This window comes from Mycoplasma buteonis, assembly GCF_000733865.1.
In the GTDB taxonomy this organism is placed as follows: Bacteria; Bacillota_I; Bacilli_A; order Mycoplasmatales; family Metamycoplasmataceae; genus Mycoplasmopsis; species Mycoplasmopsis buteonis.
Map to the genome: position 1 here is coordinate 51673 of NZ_JPOK01000008.1, position 25615 is coordinate 77287.

Below are 25615 nucleotides of genomic sequence, written 5' to 3' on the forward strand. Positions count from 1 at the left end.
AAAAATGTTTATAATAATTAGATTTTTCTGCCTAAATATGGTAAATATTTTCATATTAGCATCCAAATATTGAAATTTAAAAATTAAAAGAAAAAGACAGCAAAAGACTGTCTTTTTAAATATTACTGAGGTGATTTTAACCATCCATTTTTTAAAGCGTTAAGTAAAACGTCTGCTTTTGTTTTGTTTGAATGACGATCTTTTGTGTTCTTCATGTAGTAAACATAAGCAAGTAGTTGATCGGCTCAGTAATTACTGTTGTAGGTACTTGCACTACGATTTCCTTGGATAAATTCATCGTTGTATCATCCGCGGTAAGTTGCACCCATAACCTTTTTTCATGTTCCTAAAAATTCATTAAATTTAGGAGTAGCGTTACGTGCTTCATCGAAGGCTGCACTTGCACCACGGTTAATAATAGCTTGAGCATCAATTCCAAAACTATTTCAGAATTTTGAACTGTTATATCCTAAACTTGAACCAATTGCTCAAAGTAATGTTGTATAAATTCTAAATAAAGCACGGTATTCATCTGTCATTTTATAAGTTGTTAAATATTGTCTTGAATACTCGTTGTTTGTTATTTTTCTAAATAATTCTTGGTAAATTGGTTTAAAGAATATTTTAAAGAAACTTTCGGCTTTTGAAACAACATTAAAGATATTAACGTCAAATTTAACGCTAGTATTAGAAGTATCTTGTTTAATGAATGAAATAAATAGTTTATAAATTCCAGTAGTTTCTTCCTCGACAATATGTCCACTATTTCCGTTGTTAGTTGAAATGTATTTGAAAGTTGAAGCTTCAAATAAACGGTTAATAAATTGAACATAATTTTTATATCCAATTTTTTCGATAATAGCTTTGAGTAAGTCTTGTTGGTTTAATAATTTATCTAATGAAATTTCGGTTTTACTATTATCAACCATAATAATTGATTTGACACCATCAATCATTGCTGAGTTAAATTTAGCTGCTGGATCACTAACTTTTGTAAAATCAGTTTTAGCTAAATTGCTATAAATATTATCAAAAATAGTTTTGAATTGTTTTGAACTTGCAACAGCCTTAAAAGCACCTTCGATTACTTTAGTAAATAGCTCTTCATCTTTTGTAATTGATAATTTCATACCAGAGTTATTCATTTTAGCAATCATAACACGCGCTATTCCGTGATAAAAACTATTAGAAGAGTTTAGCACATCAGTAATTCAACCTTGTAAGTTGGTTTTTAGTGCATCAACAGAAGAATCTTTTGGTTTGTTTAGTAAAACATTTAAAGCTCCATATCAGCTATTTTGTTTTAAGTATTCATTATTTCTACTTAAAATATCTTCAATTACAATTTCTAAAATTCTATTTAATTTAGTGTTATTTAATGCTTCGACTAAAGCTAGGTTAACACTATTATAACTTTCTTCATCAGCTTCACCAAGTAAAGCACGAGCAATGTTTAAATCATGAATAATCTTAGTTAATTTATCTTTTTGTGTCAAGAATTTACTAATAATATCAAGTAAGATTCGTTTTACAACTGTCTTATGATTAATTATTAAATCGTTAGTTAAGAATTTTTTAAATGTTGCATAATCAGTTAGTTTTAAAGAACTAATAAGATTATTTTTTAAATAATTTGTTAGCTCTTCGATTGTCATTTCAGGTTGATTAATTAAATTGATTAAAGTTTGGATTAAGTTATCTAGAATACCTAAATCATCAATTCCTTTTCCTAAACCTTCAACTAAAACATTAATATAGTCGCTAATTTCACTAGTAATATTAACACCTAAGAATTTAAAGAACTTGTTAATTACGTATTTTGTATTTGTTTTAAATGAATCTGATTTAACTGCACCTAAGATAAATTGTTTAAAGTTAGCTTTAAAATCATTTTGTCTTACTGTGTCTTTTAAGTATTTAGCGAGCAACTCTCTTAAATTAGTTGCAGCTTTTCAATCATTAGATTGATCTAAAAGATAATCACTAAAATGGTTAATGATATTAGATAAATAGTTTACTCTAATAAAATCATTAACTATATTAACAAATGTATTTTGTCCATTATCGCTAGTATTATCAACAAAATTATCTAAAATAAATTGCTGACTTGCACTAGGGATTGCATCTCAAATAATTTGACCAAAATCATAATTATGAACAAAATAATTAACCAGGTTGTGTAATAAGGTTTTAACCGTCGCTTTATGTTGGTTAAGTTTTCCATCTTCAGCTAACATTACCTTAATTAGACTAAAAATATCTTTTTCAATTTGCTTAATATTTTTGTTTTTGAAAAATTCACTGAATTTTTCTGTTATTTGACTAGTAATAGCAGTAAAATCAATATTTTTTCCGTTAGCAGCAACTTGCTTGATTAATGTTGTTAGAGCATCATTAATAAATGGAATTTGTGAATCTAATTGTTTAAGAATTCCGTACCCATCAGATAGCATTGCTAGTGCATTTTCCTCAGAAATATCGTTTAAAAGGAAACTAAAGTTAGATGCTTTGATTTGGGTGTAAAGAATTTTTGCAATTAAGTTAGTTATGCTTGAATCATTAGTTACTTGATCTATCAATCTTAAAATATCTTCAACAATTTTATTTTGAAATTCACTGTTTTGGACAAATGCTTTGATTAGCTCATCATATGAATTTGGACTTACAAGATCGCTAGCATTAGTAAAGAAATGATTGATTGAATCATTAAATAAAGTTTCAAATTCTGGTAAAACAAGAATTTTATCAATTAACTGAGTAATTTGGTTTGATTCTAATCCTAATTTAGCTGCAAGTAAGCTCAAGTCAATTTTATTAATTAAGGATTGTCTATGCTCATTATTGTTTAAAAAGTTATGTACAAGATGATTACTAAATTCAATTCAGTTTTCCTTGTGTTGCGTTACTGATGTAGACGCTTTAATAAGTTCTTTTACTATACTATAATTATTTGCTAAATCTAAATTCTTAATTACTTTTGTTGCTAATAGAGATGTAAACTCAGTTTCATCATTTGCTTGTGAAATTGACTCTGTAATAGCATCATAAACTAATTCATAAATATTAGTGTTATTTAATAATGTTGCTAAGTTTTTAAGTACATCTTTAATTAATAATTCTTTATCAGTAATAGTGTTAAGTTCTTCATCTAAGTGATAAATTTTTAATACATTAAAAATAATATTAGTTACAAATGGAGAAACGCTTTGATAAGTTGTTGTATCAGCTAGCTTCAGAATTGTTTCTTTAAGTTTTGGTTTTAAACTTGTAATTAGTTTTTCATTATTAATTAAGTATTTAGCAAAGGCAAATGGTTGGGACATTTTACCTAAATAATCAAGGTTTTGTTCTTCTAGAGCTCTTGTTAGTAACGGATCTAACACATTATATACATCGTCTTTTGCAAGAACTTCATTAATAAAGTTAGTTAATAATTCTTTTGTATTTAAATCAAAAACCTTTGAGTTAATTTTGTTAATTGGAGCTTTAATTCAATCAAGTAATTGATTTGATTGCTCGGTTTTGGTATTGTATAATCCTTTAATTAACTCAATTAATACTTGTTTTAAAGCTTCTTTATGATTTTGAATAGCTGGAAGTTGGTAAATTTGATTAATAAAGTTTAATAAGTTATTACCATAGTGATTTTCAATGATTGTTTTAACAGTAGCTGGTATTTTGCTAAAGACACTAAGCAAGTCAGAATCATTTTCTTGAGCTTCTTTAATTTGGTTAAAAATTGATTCTACAATTTCTGTAAGAAAATCTAAGTTACTAATAAATCCGGTTAAATCATGTGATAAGTCATTTAAAAAGTTTTGAACCTTATCTTCGCTTGTATTAACTTGGTAAGTTTGTAGTGTTGTTTCTAGTGCTGATTTAATAATTTGTTCACTATTGTGATTTTTAATTATTAAATTAACAAGTTTTAAAAGTGAATCTTTTAACTGTGTAAAATCTAAGTTTTTGAGTGTAATTTTAATTACATCATTAAGATTCTCGATGTCTTGATATTCTTGCGAATGATTAATAATACTTTTAGCTGTCGCTAAAAAGACGTTTTTAAATTCTTGTGAACCTATCACTTCACTAGCAAAACTATTAAATTTATCTCAGCTAATGAATTTGGTAATTTGCTCTTTAACTGATTGACTTAGAGTGTTTAATAATTTAGCTGCATTTTCAGGTGTATCAATTAATTTATAAACGTTATCTAAAATTGTTAAAATTGTAGCTTTATTTTGCTCGAAAAGATTGCTCTTAGCAAACACTTTAATTAGCTCAATAATTTTAGAATTGTCACTAGTTAAATTTAAACCATTTTTAAGAGCTTGTGCAACACTTGAAGTAATAGAAGTAATTTCTAACTGATATCCATTGTTTTGTAATTGATTAATTAAAGCATCAAAAACAGTTTGTGAAAGATTTAAAACTGGATTGATTTCATTATATAAACCAATAATATTTTTAGCTAATTTCTCTAGCTCTACACTTTCAATTCCATTAAAGAATTGGTTGTATGCTGGGTCTTTAAAAATTTCAGTCAATTTGGTTGCGATTTGGTTTTGGAATTCAGAATCACCAATAATATCACTAACAAGCTTGTTAAAGTAATCTCTAATTTTAACAACAAAATCTTGATTACTAAATACAACTTTTGTTAAATCATTATAACTATTAGCTGCAGCTAAAAGATTATTTTCAGTAGTTAACTGAGTAACAAAAATATTAATTGATTCTTTAATTATGTTTTGCAAGTCTTGATTTGCATATTGTTTTTTAATAAAATCTTTTAATTTTTCTTCAGTAAGACCTACAGCTCCTAGCTTATTAATAACAGCAGTAAAATCTTGTGCATCAATAAGGTTATTAACTTTTTCGGTTGTTAAGTAATTTTTGAAAATGTTTTTAACTATTTGGGTGAGGATATCTTTGTTTTGTTCATTTCAAATTGGAAGATTTAAAAGTAACTTAATATTTTTGTAATCTTTGAAATCGAAAACATTAATTAATTTTGGTGTTATTTTTTCAAGTAGCTGTGCTCAGTTATTTACTTGTTCATCACCAAGAGCTTCATTAAAGATATTTAAAAGTTGATTGAGCATTAAATTAGAACTATTGCTTGTTAAAACAGCAATTAATGACTGACGAGCAGAGCTTGCAAACTCCTCTGGTAAATCACTCTCAATAAGATTTTTATCTTTTAGTATCTTATTAATTATCTTATTTAAGCTTTTATCAAGTTTTTTGTTTTTAATTAACTCTAAAATTGCACCACTAATTAATTGAGAGTTATTTTTTGTGTAATTATTAGCTTTAACTAAGTCAAAACTTAGCTGTGCGTAGTCTGGTGAATCACTTTCAATAGCTGTTTTTAATAATTCAAAATTATCAATTAAATGATTAATTAAGCTACTTGTTAAGTTGGTTAAGTTTTTACTATCAAAAATAACTGTTGCTAAGTTGCTAAATTCATCTTTATCTACTCATTTTTGAATTTCACTGTTAGCTTCATATAACTGATTCATAGAAGTAGCTATAGCTGTTTTTAGTCAGTTTTGAACATTTTCTTGGCTAATTAGATATTTAATAAAGTTTTTGATTAATGGTAAATTATCATTTACTATTGGTGATTTTAAAAGAATTTTAAAATCAGACATTAATTTAGCTTTATTAAGCTCATTATTACTGTTTAAGTAAACAGCTTTAACTTTTGTTAGTAAATGAGCAGCAAAATCTTCTATTGTATCACTAAAGCTATTTTGTTGAAAAATTTTATCTAAATATGAAGTTAAAGCATTAATTAATACATCTTTTAAATTAAGTTCATTCAATAAGGTGTTAATATTTTTTGCTATATCGCCTGTAAATTTTTCTAGTTCATTAGCGTTTTGGGTAGCAAAATCACTAAATTGAGTTTTTACTAATTTATTAAGTGTATTTGCTAAGATATCCTTAATATTTTGATTATCTAATAAGTTAGTGATAAGGTTTTTAATTTGTTCTTGATTTGTAGATCAATCAAAGTTTTTAAATAATAACTTAACTAAATCAAAATAAGAATTTAAATTAATTGAATTTTCTGTTTTAACGTTATTAATAGCATTAGCTATTAGTTTGTCAAATAATGCTTTAAAGTCATTATTTTTAAGCACAAATTTAACAAGTTCTAATAATTGACTATCAGATAAAATTTCATTGATTTTATCGTGAATTTCACTAGGTAATTTTGTAAGTAATAAAGTAACTTGCTCTTCGTTATTGTCAAAGAAAGTTATGGCGTTATTTAAAAGTTGTTTAATTGCATCTCAATCTGTGTCATTTAGATTTTCTTTACTATTAAATAAATTATTTAATGATTGAATTACTAACTTATTAATATCTAATGTAGCAACTTTTTCTTTTATTTTATCGGTAATTTTATTTAATAAGTCACTTCAATTATTAGCTTGACTATCTTTGCTAAATTCTGCTACTGCAACAGTAATTAAGTTAACTAAATCTAGCTGTTGAATTAAACTTCAGTTAGATTTTAGAATATTACTTAATAATTTGACTTGACTGTCAATGGAAATCTTATCAAATAGCTGATTTGCAAGAGAATTAGTTGCAAGATATTTGATTGTTAAATTACTAATTAAATCGATATTTTGCTCACTAATTAAATGACTGTTAATTAATTTAACAAGCGAGTCTTTAATTCCTAAGAAGTAATTTTCATTTTTTAAAGCATTTAAAACTATGTCAGATAAAAGTGCAAAGTTAAATTCAACTTTATTATTAATTAAATATTTAATAGTTTTTTTAGTTAACTTAACAAATTCTTCATCTTTTAAAGTTGCTAAAATAAGGTTTTTAACTGCTTGATTTTGATCTCCAATAAAAGTATTTGATAGATCAATGTAATTAATTCAAGTTTCAAAATCTTTGTATTTTGTAACTTGTTCAACTAAAAATCCTAAGTAATCAGCTAGTTTATCTTGTTGTTCTTCGTTTAATGAACTTGCTGAAATAACTAAATTATTTGCTAAATCATTAAAATCTAAACCTTTAGCTCAGTTAGATACTTCGGTTAATAATTCACTAGGTATTTGAGTTAAATCTTCTGCAGCTTGCAATCTAGCAAATATGGTATCAATTAAGTTATTTAAAAATCCAGTGCTTTGTAATTTTGCTAAGCTAGTTGCTAAAATAAACTCTGCCTGTGCTTGGTAATGTTCTAAATCTAAATTAAATTCATTTTTCTTAGCAGCATAATCTAAAACTTTTAATAATGAATTTTTAAAGTTTTGCTCATTAATAACTCTTTTAATAAATGGTTTAATTTCATTTAATAAATCATTTTTAAATTTTGTTTTGTTTCAAAAGTAAGTAAAAACATCGATAATTGACTTATTGGCTAAATCACTTGTTCAATTAGTATCACTAAGAAGGCTAGAAATGAATTTTTCACCAACGCTAATAAATTCATCGCTACGAATAAATTCTTTTACAATTGCTTCTATTTCATCAGCATCTACATATATTTGAAGTTTTTCAAGCTCAGGACGTAAATTGGTTACAAGAAGTTCTTCGATGTAGTTTGAATGAGCTAATTTAACAAACAATTTAGTTAGTACTTTTGCTCATACTTGTTGGTTATTTTGAAATAAAGGACGTGAAATAATGTTTTTAATTAATTCCAAATAATTGTCTTGATATTTCTCTTTAAGTAGCTCTAAAATTTGATTTGGAATAGCTTTAAAAACAGCTAAATATTCATCAGTAGAATTTTTGCTTTTAGCTTGCTCAAAAGCATTATATAAAATGTCTAATGAAGGTTGTCAAAGATCTAACTGGTGTAAAATTGAACCCAAGTCATTTGCTATATCTTTAGCAAGGTTGCTTTGACTTTGAGATTCAATTTCAAGATTTAAAGTATTTAAATAATTATCAATAATTTTTGCTAAAGCATCTTTGAAATTATCATTTGCAAGTAATGAATCAATTAAGTTATTAAGTTGTGTTTTTAAGTCGTTAATGTCAAGTTTAGTTAAAATAATTTTTGCTAAGTCTTGCAATTCATTGATGTTTTCAGCTTCAGTTGCTATTAAATCAATTTTATCAATAACTTGAGTAACAACTTTATTTACTAACTGAGCTACATTTGGATTGCTAGTTAGCTCACTTAAAATTTTGCTAAAATTATCCATTCCTAAGTATTCATCAATGAACTTTTGACTACCTTCATCAAGAGCTGCTGTAATAATAAGACTAAGATTAATATCACTGTTAGATAATAAACTATTTACTATCTCTTTAATAATCTCTTTATTATCATTAATCTGATCTTGTGTTTGCTCATTTGTAATTCCTCTGGAAAATACTTTAATTAAATTAATAGTATTTTCTTTATTTTTAAAGAAATCAATAAGTACATTCTTAACAGCTTGACCAGCAAGTGTTGTTAAATCATTTAAATCACCACTTGGTAATAAGGTAAAGAATTCTTTAACTAAGTTATTTGTTAGTTCTTTTAATAACTTACCTTCATTTACGTTTGTTAATTCATCAAATAACCTGGTAATTAAATGATTTGCTTTGTTTTGGTGTTCTTGTGAAATTATTTTTTTGCTAATTAAAGCTTTAGTAATTAAAGCAATAATGTTATTTCTCACTTTTGGATTTTGCAATAATGTTGATGCAAAACTTTGTACGCTTTCAGCAATCTGAGTAATAAATGTTAAATCGAGCTGTGATTCAGATTCTGGCTCATCACTTAAAATTAAAGCATTAATAAATTCGGTAGCATTAGTGACGTTTTCGAAACTTTTTGATTTATTAACAAAAGCTGATGCAAAAGCATTTGCTAATTTTTTAACATCAAGATTTACAAATTCATTGTTTTCAATTTTAAATAAATCTTGTAAAAGAGTTTCTAGTTCTTCTTTTGTAAGTTCAGTTTTACTTGTTACAAAATCACTTAGTTGATTTACTGCTAAGTCGACTATTTTAGGACTATAAATTTTTAAAGCATTCACTAAAATATCATCAATAATTTGGATAATAGCTTCTTTATCTTCGTTAATTAATTTACTTTTTGCTAGTCCATTAATAATTTGGAATAAAAATTGTGGTTTAAATACTGCTGCTTTGAAAGCTTTAACTACATTTTGTAAAGTTAAGTTAGCTTTATCTTGTTGTTCTTGTAAATTACTTTGAATTGAATTAATAATTTCTTGGAATACATTTGTATCAATTAAGCGATCAACAAAATCTTTTACAATCGCATCACTTTCAGGTCCTTCAAATAAATATTTTTGTAATTTATGCTCAGGATCTAGCTGAGTATATAATGGATTTTGTAGTGCAAATTTAATTACTTGTAAAGGAATGTGTTTAAAAATTTCAATAAATTCAGTTAAACGTACTGAGTAATTATTTGGTGAACGTAAAATGTCTAAATCCTGTTCAAATTGGCTTTTATCAGCTAAGTAATCATCAGTATTTCTACCCAAAATATATTGATCTTGGTATTGTGGTGCTAATTGATATGCGATGGTTTTTGCATCGCTAGTTAAATAGTTCTGGTTAAAATCATAAAATCCATATTTATCTAAATCAAAAGTTGATTTAGATAATTTTAAATATAAATCCATTGCCATTTTTTTGTAAGCAACAGTATTTGGGTGAATATCAATAAAAATGCTACTTAATTTTTTATTATTTTTATTTCAGTATTCAGGATTATACAAGTTAACATAGTTAATATCGTATTTATTAGCCACTTCTTGTAAATTATCATTTAAAATACCAATAATTTCATCTGAAATGTTTAGTTTTAAACTATCACCCACTAAGTTTTTGAAAGCATTGTCTAAAACTTGTTTTAAACCTAAAAAAGGTGTTGGGTAACTAATTAAATTAATATTCGCTTTTGGAGCGAGTACTTTTAGATTACTAATTAAAGTTGCTAATCTTGATTTAACTTCCGGGATTGCTTCCTGGTAAATTTTAGATGCTAAAACAGCAATTTGTGAATAAGATGGATCATCACTGTTAAGTGTCTCAATTAGTTGGAATAAATTACTTTTTTGTAAACCTTGAAAAATTAAATAGAAAAAGTCATTAGCTCCTAGTGTAAATGTAATTAAGTTAGCATTTGCTAAATCATTTTTAATTTGTGCAACTGGAATATTTTTTAAATTAAATAAATTATTTAACACATTAACATCTTGTTTTTCAAAATCTGAATTAATTTGTAAAAATTCAATTCAGTCAAGTGCAGTGGCACCACTAATAGCGTAGTTTTCAAAGCTAGCTAATTTCTTTTCTTTATTTAAAATTTTTGCTAAAAAAGCTGGATAAGAAGCTCCTGTAACCTCATTATTTTTAAATTCTCCAGGGTAGTCAGCTGGAAGTGAACCATCAAAACCTGCTGTCATGGAATCACCAAACGCAACATAATTTACTTTTTGGTCTGTGTCAATAAATTTATCTGACTTTTTCTTAACTAATGGCTTTACAACTAAATCATTGTTAGAATTATTATCTTGTGAATTTTGCGGAATTTCTGAAGTTACTTTGTTAGTTGGTAATTTTTCAGTTACCGCTTTATCTTTATCAAAATTCGGATCAATTCCTGCGTCTCCTGTTTGGATTTCTTTTGACGAACCAGGTGCAGCACATGAAGTGGCTACTACTGCAGTTCCAATTGCTCCTAAAATTGTAAGAGCTAAATTACTTTTATTTTTCATAATCAATCTATAGCTAAACGCTAAACCTTTCTGAATTTTTATAGTTCTTTTTATTAAATCTTATTAATGATATCAAAAAATCAGCTTTTACGTGTCAATAAAAAAAGCTTGCTAACTATAAAAAGTTATTTTTTACCACTTTTTTATGATAAAAAATAAACTTTTAATGTTAACAAGATATTTATTCATTTTTGCTTTTATAAAATAGCAATAAATGACTAAAAGTATCCTAATCTAAATTGTAATAAGGGACTTTAATTAAGTGTTTCAAAATACGTTCTTTCGGGAATTTAGCACTTAAAAATTCGAATAAATGAGTTGCAAAAACTTGTTCATCTAAATGTGGGATCTCTAAAATTTTAATTTGTAATTCATTAAAATTAATTCAGTCACTTCATTTAAAATCACTACTTACAATCAAGTTAATTCCTTGACTTGCTAGTTGATTAATTTGTCCAACATAGCCACTGCCACTTAAAATTGCAAAGTTATTGATAGGAAGATCTAGGTCATTTTTGTTAATATTAGTTCTAAATGAGTGCATATTCAATTTTTGAGAAATAATTTTTTTAAGCTCATTAACTGAAATTTTACAATTTACCAAAGCACTAAACTTTGGAGAATCTTTTTGAATTTTTTCTTCAAAACCCAGAGCTTTTGCGATTTGATATGAGGTTCCTTCAACATCACAATCATAGTTTGTGTGCATTGCGTATACAAAAATCTTGTGTTTTTTTAATAATTCTCAAATTTGAAATTTATAAGGTGCTTTTTCTTGCTCTGCTTCTTTAGTTGCTTCAAAGAAAAATGGATGGTGCACAAGTATAACATTGCAATTATTTTTAATAGCATCTAAAACAACTTCGTTTGTCACGTCAATTGCTAGCATCACGCCTGTGAGTAAAACAGACTGGTTATGTTTGACTGAAAAACCGGCTGGATCTCAAATTTCTTTATTTATTAATGGATAAATAGAATCTAAATACTTAATAAATTTTCTAACTGTCATAATTTTCCTCTTATATTAATTTTATAAAAAAACTAACTAGTAGTTAGTTTTTAAGAAAGTCTTTTAAGTTAGCACCGTGTTTTGCGTTATTTTTTAGTTTTCTTAATATTTTATTTTCAATTTGACGCACACGTTCTTTAGAAACACCACCACGCTCTTCAGCTAATTGGTCAAGTGAGTGAACTTTGTAACGATTACCATCTTCATCATAACCAATTCCAAAACGTTTTCTAATTAAATCTTTATCTTCTTTATTTTCAAGTGTGTCTTCAATAATTTCATGTAAAATTTCTGCTAATTCTTCTTGTGAAGCAAATTCAACAGGAGACATAATATTTTCATCTTTAACAAAGTCACTAAAGCTTGAATCGTTTTCTTTTCCAACTTGTTTATCAAGTGAAATAGGATCAATATTAATTTTTCTAATGTATCTAACTTTATCAGCTGTATAACCTTCACCAAAACGTTCTGCAATTTGTTCGTCAGTAGGTTCTTGTCCTAGTTCTTGTTGTAATTCTCTTTCGATTTTTGAAATCTTGTTAATTGTTTCGACCATATGAACTGGCACCCTGATTGTCCGTGCTTGATCAGCAACAGCTCTTGTAATAGCCTGACGAATTCATCAAGTAGCATATGTTGAGAATTTAAATCCTTTATTTACATCATATTTTTGAACAGCTTTTAAAATTCCAGCATTTCCTTCTGAAATTAAATCAATAAAAGTAAGACCTCTGTTTTTGTATTTTTTAGCGTTATTAATAACTAAACGTAAATTTCTTTGGATTAGTTTATCACGTGCTCTTTTACCACGGAAACCACCTTTTTCCATTTGCTTAGCTAATTCTTTTTCTTCTTCAATTGAAAGTAATTCACCATATTTACCAATTCAACGCATGTATCATTTAACAATGTCGTTAGTTTCGGTAAGTTTATTAGTTAATGATTGTTTTTCTTTTTGTTCAGCAAAATCTACTTCACTATCAAAATCTAGAGAAAGAGAATTTAAATCAATGTCATCTTCACCAAAAAAGTCATCTTCTTCTTTTAAAGTTTCTTCATCGTCCTCTTCGTCTTCCTCTTCTTCATCTTCGATAGTTTCGTCATCATCAGGTTTTAAGAAATCTTCACTTTCATAATCAGTATCATCATCAATAACGTCATCATCTCCAAAATCATCATCAGATTCTAAATCATCTAAATCGTCAAGATTAATTTCCTCATCTTGAGTTTTTTTACCTTTTTTGTTTGATTTTTTTGCTTTAGAAACTTCTGATTCAAATTCTAATTCATCAACAAAATCATCATCTCCAAAATCAAATGAATCTAGAATAATGTTTGCATTAATTAAATCTTCCATGAATTCATCTAAGCTATCTTCATCAACTTCTAGTTGTTTTTTGTCTAAAATTTTAAAAACTTCTTCTTGTGAAAAATTATTTTTTTTAGCTTTCTTAAGTTCATTTTTTAAAAAAATAATAATTGATTCAAAACGATTTTCCATTATTACTCCTTATCTTTTTCGTCATCTTCTTTATTTGTTAAAATTGTATTTTTGTTACGCAATAATAACTCATTTTTACGATATATTCTTCCTAATTGTTCATAATTAGCATTCTCTAATAATTCTTTATTTGTTTCTTTAGATTTGTTTATTTTTTGCGTAACTAGAGAATTCAAGTTAATATGTACTCATTTTTGAGCTTTAGTTTTATTTTGGTCACTATCTTCTTTTGTATTATTAGATTGGAAATAAGATAGATTATTATTAATTGTTTCTAAATATAATTTTCAAGTAGCTTCTAATAAATCGTCTTTTAATTCTTCTTGGTTACTTATTCTTTCAAAAACAGGATCTGAAATAATAGAATTAATTAAAATTTCACGAACTTGTTTTAAAAATTTATCTTGTACTTCAAATTCTAATTCTGCTTGATTATCTTCCAATTTATCATATTCACTTTGTAAATTTATTAAAATATCTTTAACATCTTTTTCATCGTCAAAAAAATCAATTCAATTTTCTGTTTTTTCATTTTTTAACAATGGACTACTAGAAAAAATATTATAAATTAATCTGGATTTTAAAAAATAAATTAATCAAGGATAATTTACATTCCCAAACATCTTTTGCCTTAAAGTTTTAGAATTTGTGTTAATAAAATTTTCTTTATTTTTAGCGAATAATTCATCATTTTTATCTTCTATTGGAATTAGGACATCAGGAATTTGATTCATGATAGGATCAAATTCTTTTAAATCTAAAGTAATTGAATATTTAGATTGAATGTTTTCTGTGATAATTTTTTGAATTTCTTTGTTAGGGATATAACTAAAAAACTTTTCAAACTTATCTTTGATATATGCAACTTTTTTATATTCTTCATTTTCAGAAAATTCATTTTTTGCAATTTCTAGAATTTTGTGATAAACAAAGTCAACACCAGAAGAAGTTTTACTACTTATAAGGTTTTTTAACGCTTCGGGACCTTGACTTTGCAATATTTCATCCGGATCTTTTCCAAATGTATTATTTACAACATTTACTTCTTTATTATGTTTTAAAAGTTCCTTAATAGATCGAATTGTAGCTAAAACACCAGCATTATCGCTATCTAAAAAGAGTAAAACAGAGTTATTTTTAATTTCTTTTATATGTTCGGATGTTAGTGCTGTTCCCATTATTGCAACAGCATTTTCAATTCCTGCTTTATATAAAGCGATAACATCCATAAAACCTTCAACAATAATTATTTCTTTTTTCTCTTCAATCGAATTTTTAGCATTGTAAAAGTTATATAAAATTTTTGATTTTTTAAATAAGTCTGTTTCTGGCGAATTAACATATTTAGCTTTTTCGTTAGGAGAAATAGTACGTGCGCTAAAACCGACTATTTGACCGTAATGATTTCTAATTGCAAAAGTAATCCGATTAAAAAACAATTGATGTAAGTCAGAATTAATTAAACCAGCATCAATTAATCTTTTTTCACTTAAATCTGAATTTTCTGCAAAAGTTAATAATTCATTTGCTCCAGCAAAACCAATATCAAAATGATTTCTGATATGAGAATCTGCTAAGTCGCGTACAGTTAGATATGTAACAACTTTAGGGTTAATTAATACACGAGATTTGTAAAAATTGTTTGTTAATTCTAAAGTATCTAATATTTCAATTTGATCTGGATTGTACTGAAAAGTATTATCTGCTTTTTGTTTAGAAAAATCATAAGAGATATTTAATTTTTCTGCTAATTTTTCTAAAACTTCAAAATAATTTAATCCTTTATGTCTCATCAAAAAGGAAATTGCATTCCCGCTTACTCCACAAGCAAAACATTTAAAAATCTTTTTTTGTGGACTAACAGTAAAGCTTGGAGTAGTATCTTGATGAAAAGGACAAAGACCTAAGTAATTATTACCCTTTTTGTTTAAAGGAATGTATTCAGAAATTACTTCAACAATATCAGTATTTTGCTGAATATTTTGAATTATTTCTCTTAGATTATTTTGGTTCATTTAAACCTCAATTAAATTATTATGATTATTTGCTTATTTGCTTAAATGTATTTTTTAATATCATCAATACTGATTCTAATTTGTTCCATAGTATCACGATTTCTTAAAGTTACACAATTATCTTCTAATGTATCGTAATCTACAGTTAAACATCAGTAAGTTCCGATTGCGTCTTGACGACGGTAACGTTTTCCAATTGAACCAGTTTCATCATAAGTAACTGAAATACCTTGTTCAATTAGAGTTTCATAAATTTGGTTTGCTTTTTCTCCTAGTTTTTTGACTAAAGGTAAAATTGCGATTTTGTATGGTGCAATTGAAAGTGGGAATTGTAAAACAATTCTTTCTTCGTTTTCAACTTGTTCGACTTTATAGCAATTAGAAATTACAGCTAACATAAGACGATCTAAACCAATACTTGGTTCAATTACATATGGAATAATTTTTTGATTAGTGTTTGGATCTAAGTATTCAAGTGATTCACCAGTTGCTTTCATATGTGAAGTTAAATCATAATTTGTACGGTTAGCAACACCTAAAAGTTCACCTCAACCAAATGGGAATTGAAATTCAATATCACTAGTTGCATCTGAATAGTGTGATAACTCTTCTTTTTCATGCGCTCTAACACGGATGTTATCTTCAGTAATACCTAATTTTAAGACAAATTTGTATGCTTTTTGAATGTAGTAATTAAATCACTCATTAGCTTCTTCTGGTTTTGTGAAAAATTCTAATTCCATTTGTTCAAATTCTCTAGTTCTAAAAATAAAGTTTCCAGGTGTTACTTCATTTCTAAAACTTTTACCTACTTGGGCAATCCCAAAAGGTAATTTTGCTCTAGCTGTTCTTTGCACGTTTTTAAAATTAACAAAAATACCTTGTGCAGTTTCAGGACGAAGATAAACTTTGGCTTTTGAATCTTCAGTAACTCCTTGATGTGTTTCAAACATTAAATTAAATTGTTTAATTTCAGTTCAATTAGTTTTAGCACCTTCGTATTCAGTAATATTTTTCACAACGAAGTCATGCATTTCTTCAAAAGTCATTTTTTCAGGAATAATATTTGGATCAAATTCTTGAATTAATTTGTCTGCACGATATCTTTTACCATTAGTTTTATTTTCAATTAAAGGATCAGAAAAATTTCCTACATGACCACTAGTTACTCAAACTTGTGGATTCATTAAAATTTTTGAATCGATTAAAAAATTATTTTTTTCTTTAAAAATGAATTCTTTTTTTCATTCTTTTAAAATATTGTCTTTAAGTAGTGAACCTAAAGGACCATAATCTCATGTATTTGATAGCCCTCCATAAATTTCGCTACCTTGAAAAACAAATCCTGAGTTTTTTAAATGATTAACAATTTCTTGCATTTTTTCTTTATTATTAAGCATACAATGTATTTTATCACTTTTTTACTATATATCTAATAAAATTAGATATATACTAAAATTTGATTTTATCAAAATAAAAAAATAATTTTTTAATACCCATTTTTAAGCACTAAAAAATTATTTTTCTGTTTTTTGATTTTCAATCATTCCTTTTTGATGACATTCTCTACAACGAGCTTCGTATGTATCATCACCTAAAAGATGTCTATTGTTAGAATTAATCTTTCTAAATGACATATTTGCTTGTCCGTGACATTGCATACAAACTGCTTTTAATTTTAGTGCTGAATCACAAAGTCCTAGAAGTTCAGTTACAACACTAAAAGTTTTACCTTCATAATCCATATCAAGTCCAGATACAATTACTTTAATTCCTAAATTGACCAATTTTAAAATTTCTCTACTAACATTTTCATCAAAAAATTGTACTTCATCAAAAGCAACAGCTTGTGTGTCTTTGCTAATATATTTCCAAATTTCATTAGAATTATTGATTGTATAAGCCTGAATGTGTGAACCTGTTCGAGAAACTATTTCATCATCTTTGAAACGATTATCAAAAGCTGGTTTGAAAATAACTGCATTAACTTTTGCTATTTTTCAAATAGTAATTCTTTTAATCAGTTCGGCACTTTTACCAGCAAACATAGGTCCAGTGATAACTTCTAAAAATCCAGTTGGTGATTTATAAAACATTAATTCTCCCTGCTAAAAATGACAGTATAACTGTCATTTTAAATAAATCCTTTGATTTTGAAAATTTCGTTATAATCAGCAATAGTTTCTTTAATTAAATTATTTTGCTCAATTATATCTCAGTGATCTTGTTTAAGTTGATCGAAATTATCTCATTTTTCATAATAAATATAATCAAAAAAGTATAGTTCGTCAAAAGCAATTGTTATGTTTAATGAATTATATTTGATAAGAAATTCTTTTTTAGTTTCTAGTTTGTTCTTTGAAGCAATCGCATTTTGTAAATCATTTAGGTAAACGTTAAAAGTTTCTTTGAATTCTAATATACCAGCTTGTAATTTATTTTTTTCTAAGTTTGTATAATCAAATTTACGATTTACACTACGATCGAAAAATAGTTGTGCAGTTTCATTTTGGTTTAAACCATAAATATAGCACTTATTTTCAAAAATATGTTTTAATTCCAATTCTTGAAGTATTGCTTCATCATAAATCTCTTCACTAGATTCTAATATTTCTATCTTAATTAAGTCTTTAAAATTTGTTAGTAATTTTTTAGGATCTTTTTCAAGCTGCAATAAAGCAAAAATAAGCTTAGTATATAAATATTTTGAAGAATATTCGTTTGACATAAATAAAGTGTCAAAATTATTTTTTGGTTTAGCTAAATCTTGTAAATAACTTTTTAAAGCTGTAAAAATGCTATTAAAACGGCTTGCAAAACCACTTTTAGCGTTTGTCTTAGCAATATAAACTAAATCACCAATAGTTCATTTAAAAATACCTTTTAAATTTTTATGTTCTTTTTGAATGTATTGCATATTTTCCCTTCTTTAGAGTTAATTCACTTTTATTATATCTATTTATAGCTAAAAGCATAAAAAAACGCACTAGTGTGCGTTTAATATTTATTATATTGAATAATTATTTGTTTACACGTGCTCTAACAACTGAGTAAGGCATTAAAGCAACAAATCTTGCTCTTTTAATTGCGTTAGCAACTTTTCTTTGGTGTTTTGCACATGTTCCAGTTGTTGCTTTAGCTTTAATTTGTCCTGTTGCTGTTACATATTTTTTAAGTAGTTCAACATTTTTGTAATCAACGTATGTCATTCCATTTTCACAAAATTCACAGAATTTTCTTCTTCCTTGAAAAGCTTTTTTACGTTTAATGTAAGCCATTGTATCTCCTTTTATTTTTCACTTTCAGAAACTTTAATACCGTCAAATTCACTAAAAAGTGAATCGAATTGATGTTTAACTTCTGGAGTATCTTCGTTTAAATCATCAAAAATATTTTCTGATGTTTTAACAGAACGAAGTTGTGAAAAATCAGTATTTATATCATTATTTTGGGTAGAGTTAGGAGTGAAACCTTTTTGATTATTTGGTTTGTAATTATTAGTAGTGTTATTTCTGCTTTCCATTACTTCACGTGATTCTAGTAATCTGAAGTTAGTTACAGAAACTTCAACATTACGAACTGGTGTATTTGTTACTGTTGAGTTGTAAACATTTGAATGTAATTCACCTTCAACCGCTACTAGTGCACCTTTTGTTGCGTATTGTCCGATGTAATCAGCAGTATTTCTTCAAGCAACTAAGTTAATAAAATCTGTAATTTGATTTTGTCCACTATTTCTACGTGTAATTGCGATAGAAAATCTGACATATGGAATACCGTTTGAAGTTGAAGCTACAGTAGGTGTAGCTGTTAATCTTCCTACTAAAACAACATTATTAATCATTTTTAACTCCTATTCTAAATAAAGAAAATTATTCTTGTGATTCGCTAGCTTTTTTAACTCTTGGTTGTGAGTTAGTACGTTTTACGAATGGTTTTTTTTGTGAATTTTTGAAACTTTCTTCTCTTTTGTTGAATTGTTTTTTAGGTTTAGCGTTTAATCCTTTTTCTGAATCAAGGTTAATAACTAAAACTCTTCAAATTTCTTTGATAATGTTTGAACGACGTGTAAATTCAGCGATTTTTGAACCTTCTGCTTCAACTAATGCTAAAACATATTGTCCGTGTTTTGATTTATTAATTTCGTATGCTAATTCGTTGTTTTCTAATTTTTCAACTGATTTAACACCTTCACCAAAAACTTCTTTAAGTAAGTTTTCAACTACTGATGTTTCAGCTTTAGGATCAACGATTGACATAATTTCGTATTTAATCATTTTTCTCCTTATGGTCTTCTGCTGGGCTATTGAGTTTTTAATAGCCAAGGAGTATTTCTAGATACTCTTATTTATATTACCATAATTGTTTTATTTTAATAGTATATTTTATAGTTTTTCATTTATTATAAAATAAAGGTTAATTTTTAAACTAAAAACAAGTTTTGTTATAAAAATTGTTGTAATATTTATACATATGAACAAATTAGTTATAGTGGAGTCACCTAATAAGGTCGAAACAATTCAAAAATACTTAGGTAAAGATTATAATGTTGTGGCTAGTGTTGGTCACATTTTAAAAATGAAAACCACAGGACAATACGCTTTAGGTATCAACTTAGAAACTTGAGAACCTGAATATAAACTTGATACTACTAAGCGTAAAATAGTTTCTGAAATTAAAAAAGCTCTCAAAAATGCAGAGCACGTTTATATTGCAACTGACCCTGACCGTGAGGGAGAGGCAATCGGTTCACACTTAGTTAGTTATTTTAAAGTAGAAGATAAATATTCAAGAATCAAATACAACGAAATTACTAAGGATGCAATTTTAAAGTCAATTGAAAACGCTGGAGAGTTAAATTTTTCTTTAATAAATGCACAAAAAGCACGTCGCATGCTTGATCGAATTATTGGTTTTAGATTAAGTAAATTAATGCGTGGAAAACTTAAAAATACACCAGGAACACCAAGTGCAGGTAGAGTACAATCAATCGCTTTAAAACTTGTTGTAGATCGTGAAAACGAAATTCAAAGTTTTATTCCTGAAAAATACTCTAAATTACACGCTAAAATTTCAAGTAATCCAGTTCTAGCTTACTATTATAATGCAGACAATCCTTCTGATCGTAAAGAGTGAATTTTCGAAAATCAATTAGATGCAATTAAAAAAGATTTTGAAAAATTACCAAAAGAATTAAAAGTTTCAGAAGTGAAAGTAACAACGCGTACTGTAGGTGCTGTATTACCTTTCAAACAAGCTGTTTTATATCGTAAAAGCCCTTTAAGTTCACAATCAACACAATTTGCAGCTCAAAAGCTTTATGAAGGATACGGTGAAGGTGGACTTATTAGCTACCCAAGAACAGACTCAACACGTTTAAGCCAAACTTTTGTTGATGAAGCTCAAGAATTTATTATTAAAAAATGAGGTAAAGATTACGTCGCTACTGAAATCAAAGGTTTCAGTGGAGATCAAGATGCTCACGAGGCAATTAGACCAACAAATATAGAATTAAATCCTGAAAGTGCTAAAGCTCTTTATCCTGCAATGACTGAAGGTGAGTACAAAGTTTATAAATTAATTTACGAAACAACCTTACAAGCATTGATTAAACAACCAATTCGTGAAATTAAATCATACACATATTTAGCTGATAAATATGTATTTAAAAACTCATATAGCCGTATTAAATTTGATGGTTACTATGTGGTTACAGGTAAGCAAATTGATGATTTAGATCCAGATTATCAAGAAAATCAAATTATAGCCGTTGATGAATTTGTTTTTGAAGATCATCAAACAAAACCAGCACCACGCTATAATGATGGTTCACTAATTGAAGCTTTAGATAACATTAAAGTTGGACGCCCTTCAACTTTCGCAACTACCGTTAAGATTATTAAGGAAAGAAATTACGTTAAACGCGAAGGAAATCAACTTATACCTACTGAATTTGGGATGATTGTATTAAAAAACTTAATTGCTGCTTTCCCGAATATTATTAATGAAGGTTATACCGCAGAAGTAGAAGAAGAGCTTGATCAAATTTCAGAAGCACAGCTTGACAAAAATAAGGTTATGCAAGATTTTTGAGTCAGATTTAACGAAGAATACGCAACAGCAACTGATAAAATTCAACCATATACATTCAAGCTATACGAAGTAGATGAACCATGTCAAAATGACCAAGGTCAATTACTTATTCGTAGCAATAAAAAAGGTCAGAAATTTGTTGGATGTAAAAACTTCCCAAGTTGCAAATTTACTCGTAATTTAACTGATGAAGAAAAAGCTATTGTAAATGAACAAGAAAATGGTTCAAATCAAAACGAAGACGATGAGTAAATTTCTTCTTGATTAAGATAAAAAAGTTGACAATTAGTTGTCAACTTTTTCTTTATTTAAGTTTTTCAAAATTTCAGTAACTGAATAAATTTTATTCTCACTTCCCAGACCTAAATCATTAAGTATTTCAAAATTTTCTAAAAATTGATCTGCATTTTCATAACCTGATATTCAAAATGGTAATAATGCATCACTAACTCTACTATTTATTGAAAATACTGGATTAAATTGTTTGATAGAATTATCAATTCCGATTACAAACTCTTTGGTTTCTATTGGTTCAAAGTATTGAACTAGATAATTATTTTGTTGTGCTTCATAAATTTCAACCAAACTTTGTGCAGCTTCTTTGATTTGTTTCTTAATAACAGCATCATCTTTATTTTCTTTACTTGAAATAGTTTTTATAATTTTTATGTATTTATTTAAAAAATCATCATATTTTTCTTTAAAATCTTCGAAAGATAAATAAGTTACATCTTGATACAATTTAGGTTTATATGAAATTTCTATTTTTTGATCAAGTAATTTTCCGAAAGAATCCATCTTACCATGTAGTTGAATTTTTACGTCTGAGCTTTTTTCATAAATTGGTATTGATATCTTATAAAAAGTTAAATCTTTACTATATTTTTTAAGTAAGCTATCAGATTTTTTAACGGTAGAAATTAAATCATCACTCTTAATATTTTCTATTTCTCGAGTTAAATCACTAATATTAATGTCATCGGTATTAATATTTTCTTTGCTGTAAAAAGGTGCTTCTTTACCAAAAAATTCGTTGTATTCAATTTGAAAAAAATCTTTTTTTAAAAATTTTGCAGCAATATTTTTTCAAGTTATACTATCACTATTGACTAAAATATCTAATGTATTATTTCATGGTGCTAAAATTTTTGTAACTTTAATATTTTTTATTGGAGCTGAATTTGTTTTTCTGGTTAACATAGCAGAAAAATCTAAAGTTTTACCTATAAGTTTTTCTAATTTATGTGCAAAAGACAAAATAGCAACATTATTTGATAAACCATAATGTTTTTGATAAAACTCTGCAAAGTCTAGAATTTTCTTATCATTTTTTTGTATTTTTAAAAGCAATTTATTGCTATCAATTTCTAATTCATTATTTTCGCTCGATATTTCCGTATAAGAAGTTCCTTTTCCTAATTTATGAAAAACCGGAAAATTATCATTGCTTTTTATTAATGGTTCAGAACTATTTTCTAGTTTGTAATTTATATGTATTTTTAATAGTTCATTTATTCAATCTTTAACTTTTTTATCTTTTAAGTTTAAATCTTCTTTTAACTTTTCATAATCAGGATGGTTTTTGTCAAAAGCATTTTCTGATGTTAATAAATTAAAGCTTTTTAAATTATTTTGAATTTCTTTTTGAATAATTAATATTTTTAAATAATCTAAGTAAATATTGATTTTAAATACTTCATTTAAAATTTCTATATTTTGCTCTTGTGTATTTAATTTTTTATTTATTCTTCTTATCTTTTCAATTAAATTTTTAAATTCATTTAGTTGGTTTTGGTACATGAATTTGTTTAAATCACTACTTAATAAATAAGTTAAAGCTTTTTTGTTAAATTTTGAATTTAAATTTGAAAATTCAGATTCTTTTAAAAATTTATTTTGCTCATTTTCTTCTTTTGAAATGTATTTTTCATTTTTTACTTCTTGACAGCTAGCTGAAATTAATGGTATCATAACTGGCATTGCAAAAGTAAATAATATTTTTTTAAGCATTATTTCTCCAAATCTAAATAATATAAAATTTCTCTTTTTTAAAACAAAATTATTTATATTTTCGTTAGCTAAATATAATTTTATTTTTACTATTTAATTCTACTTAATATGTCAGGAACTGAATTAGCTTTAATTTTTTCTAAATCAGGTCATAAATACGAACTTCTTAGATTAACTCAAAAGTCATCTTGTAAATCATAACCTGATAATCAAAAAGGTACAATGTTATTTTCTTGTTGACTATTTACTATAAATAAAGGTTTAAAATCATTGTAATATGAAGATGAATCTTCCATTGCTACTAAAAACTCTTTAACTTCTATGGCAGGTTGTGAATAATAAATTTTAAGCTCGTTTAATTTACTTTCTAAGATTTCAACTAAAGCAATTGATGCTTGATTTGCATATCGAACAGCAAGTTTTTTATTATTGTCATTTGAACTTTCTGCAAGCTTATATGCTTGAATGTAATTATCTAAAAAAGCGTCATAAACTTCTTTAAATTCATCAAATGATAAATAGCTAGCTTCTGAATATAATTTTGGTTTATATGTAACTTTAATTTTTTGATCTCAATCATATTTCAACTTATCAAAAGTAATTTCGATCTTTGTATTTTTATCTTTGACGTAAATTGGAATAGAAATTTTATAAAAATTAAGTTTTTTATCATACTTTTTGAGTAATTCATTAGATTTCTTGACAACAGAAATTAAATCATTTTCTTTAATTTTACGAAGTTCATCTATTAAATCATCAAAATCTTTTTGTGATATTTCTTGACCAGAAAGGTCGTTTGATGTTCTAAGTGCAATAATTTTTGCGACATTTTTTAAAGTTATACTGTCACTATTTAGTAATATATCAAGCAAATTATCTTTATTAAGATTTATCTTGCTAACTTTAATTTCTTTTATTGGCTCTAAGATGCTTTTTCAGCTCAAAGCTTCTTTGTAATCAAAATCTTGATCTATAAGATTTTTAATTTTGTTGGCAAAATGGGAAATTGCTAAATTATCCAATAAAGGACTATACTTTTGATAAAAGTCTACAAATTTATTAAATGATTTATCATTTTTAACTTTCATTTCATCTGCAATTTTTTGATTTTCTTTGGGTAAGTTAACTTCCTCGCTAAAAACTTCGCTGTGCTGAAAATCATTTTTAATTTCTGTTATAGCTGGATAACTTTTAAAATTATCTCAAGGTAGATCACGAATTCCATTTGAAATATAATAATTTTCATTTGCAAAAAAATCTAATGGAGCATTTCATCAAGGTTTTTCTTTTTCTGATGAATCTTTAAAAGTAATTATTTCGTATTTATTTTTTGTATTTCATATGTTTTTTAAATTAAAGGTAATATCTTCCGAATGTGGAAGCGTCTTAAAAAAACTTATTTTTTCGGCAAAATACTGAATATCTTTTTGTAAAGTTATTGATTTAAGATAATCTAAATAAAAGTTTATTTTAATTATTTCATCTTCCGTATCTTGATTTTTATTTTTATTTAATTTTTGATTTATAGTTTTAATTCATTTTTGAAATTCTTTAAACTCATTAATTTGTGAATTGCTAAAGATTCCAGATAAATCTGTATTTAATAAATATAAAAGACTTGTCTTGTTAAATTTATCATTTATATTAGTAAATTCACCATAATCATCAGTATTACTTTCAGTTAAATTTTTTAATTCTCGTTTCTTTTGTGTTTTTTCAGATTCACTGTCCACTTTCTGACAACTAGATGACAGTAAAGGTAAAGAAACTATTGGTGCTGCTATGAATAATAATTTTTTTAACATTATTCCTCCAATTTAAAAACAATCAAAACTTTTTACTAATTTTGTATGTATTAACATAAACTTGCTTAAATAAAGCAGTTTTAAAGTTGGTATATTTTAAACTTTTTATATTTTCTTCATAAATAAGTAAAAAGTTAACTAGTTAAAAAAATAGTAGAGAGAAAAATCATTTTTTTATTTTCTAACATATAAATTTTATTCTTTTTCCGAAAAAATAAATTTTTATTAAAGTATATGAAAATTATCATTTTTGATTTTTTCCAGTATAAGGAAGGTAAAAATATAAAGAATCAACAAAATATTTTTCCTTTTTTGTAATTTAAAAAATAAAAATTTACTTTTAGTTTTATTAAGTATTTTGAACTATGTCATATTTTAAAAATGAATTTATTTTTATTAAATGTCATTAATTGTAATTATTTTTTTATACTAATAATAAAAAAGTA

Annotated in this window: 13 protein-coding genes; 1 reads left to right on the forward strand and 12 read right to left on the reverse strand. The window is 26.0% G+C overall.

Annotated elements, in window-relative coordinates; translation table 4 throughout:
• Window positions 1-122: 122 nt before the first annotated feature.
• From EI91_RS02690 to rpsF, 10 genes are all read right to left on the reverse strand, one after another.
• Complete coding sequence (locus EI91_RS02690; protein ID WP_036452827.1) at window positions 123-10736, reverse strand: SGNH/GDSL hydrolase family protein; 10614 nt, start codon at window positions 10734-10736, stop codon at window positions 123-125.
• 229 nt (window positions 10737-10965) lie between these two features.
• Window positions 10966-11745, reverse strand: a complete 780-nt coding sequence (locus tag EI91_RS02695) for a Nif3-like dinuclear metal center hexameric protein (protein WP_036452829.1) — start codon at window positions 11743-11745, stop codon at window positions 10966-10968.
• 43 nt (window positions 11746-11788) lie between these two features.
• Window positions 11789-13246, reverse strand: coding sequence for an RNA polymerase sigma factor (locus EI91_RS02700; RefSeq protein ID WP_036452830.1), 1458 nt, complete (start codon window positions 13244-13246; stop codon window positions 11789-11791).
• A gap of 2 nt (window positions 13247-13248) precedes the next feature.
• Window positions 13249-15261, reverse strand: a complete 2013-nt coding sequence (dnaG, locus tag EI91_RS03540) for a DNA primase (RefSeq protein ID WP_051789179.1) — start codon at window positions 15259-15261, stop codon at window positions 13249-13251.
• Window positions 15262-15302: 41 nt separating this feature from the next.
• Complete coding sequence (locus tag EI91_RS02710) at window positions 15303-16661, reverse strand: glycine--tRNA ligase (protein ID WP_425411717.1); 1359 nt, start codon at window positions 16659-16661, stop codon at window positions 15303-15305.
• Window positions 16662-16778: 117 nt separating this feature from the next.
• Window positions 16779-17357 carry a thymidine kinase gene (locus tag EI91_RS02715; RefSeq protein WP_036452832.1) on the reverse strand — a complete coding sequence of 193 codons (579 nt, stop codon included), beginning with the start codon at window positions 17355-17357 and terminating at the stop codon, window positions 16779-16781.
• A gap of 38 nt (window positions 17358-17395) precedes the next feature.
• Entirely contained in the window at window positions 17396-18178 is a 783-nt protein-coding gene (locus tag EI91_RS02720; protein WP_036452834.1) for a hypothetical protein, read from the reverse strand.
• A gap of 103 nt (window positions 18179-18281) precedes the next feature.
• Window positions 18282-18539, reverse strand: coding sequence for a 30S ribosomal protein S18 (gene rpsR / locus EI91_RS02725; protein WP_036452837.1), 258 nt, complete (start codon window positions 18537-18539; stop codon window positions 18282-18284).
• 11 nt (window positions 18540-18550) lie between these two features.
• Complete coding sequence (locus EI91_RS03545; RefSeq protein WP_051789180.1) at window positions 18551-19105, reverse strand: single-stranded DNA-binding protein; 555 nt, start codon at window positions 19103-19105, stop codon at window positions 18551-18553.
• A 28-nt stretch (window positions 19106-19133) separates the two neighbouring features.
• Window positions 19134-19538 carry a 30S ribosomal protein S6 gene (gene rpsF / locus EI91_RS02735; protein WP_036452838.1) on the reverse strand — a complete coding sequence of 135 codons (405 nt, stop codon included), beginning with the start codon at window positions 19536-19538 and terminating at the stop codon, window positions 19134-19136.
• Window positions 19539-19734: 196 nt separating this feature from the next.
• Between rpsF and topA the strand changes: the two genes are divergently transcribed.
• Complete coding sequence (gene topA / locus EI91_RS02740; protein ID WP_036452840.1) at window positions 19735-21606, forward strand: type I DNA topoisomerase; 1872 nt, start codon at window positions 19735-19737, stop codon at window positions 21604-21606.
• 33 nt (window positions 21607-21639) lie between these two features.
• Here topA and EI91_RS02745 read toward each other — a convergent pair whose 3' ends face one another.
• Entirely contained in the window at window positions 21640-23364 is a 1725-nt protein-coding gene (locus EI91_RS02745; RefSeq protein ID WP_036452842.1) for a hypothetical protein, read from the reverse strand.
• A gap of 89 nt (window positions 23365-23453) precedes the next feature.
• Window positions 23454-25169 (reverse strand): hypothetical protein, encoded by a 1716-nt coding sequence (locus EI91_RS02750; protein WP_036452843.1) that lies wholly within the window; start codon window positions 25167-25169, stop codon window positions 23454-23456.
• Between the last annotated feature and the right edge of the window lie 446 nt (window positions 25170-25615).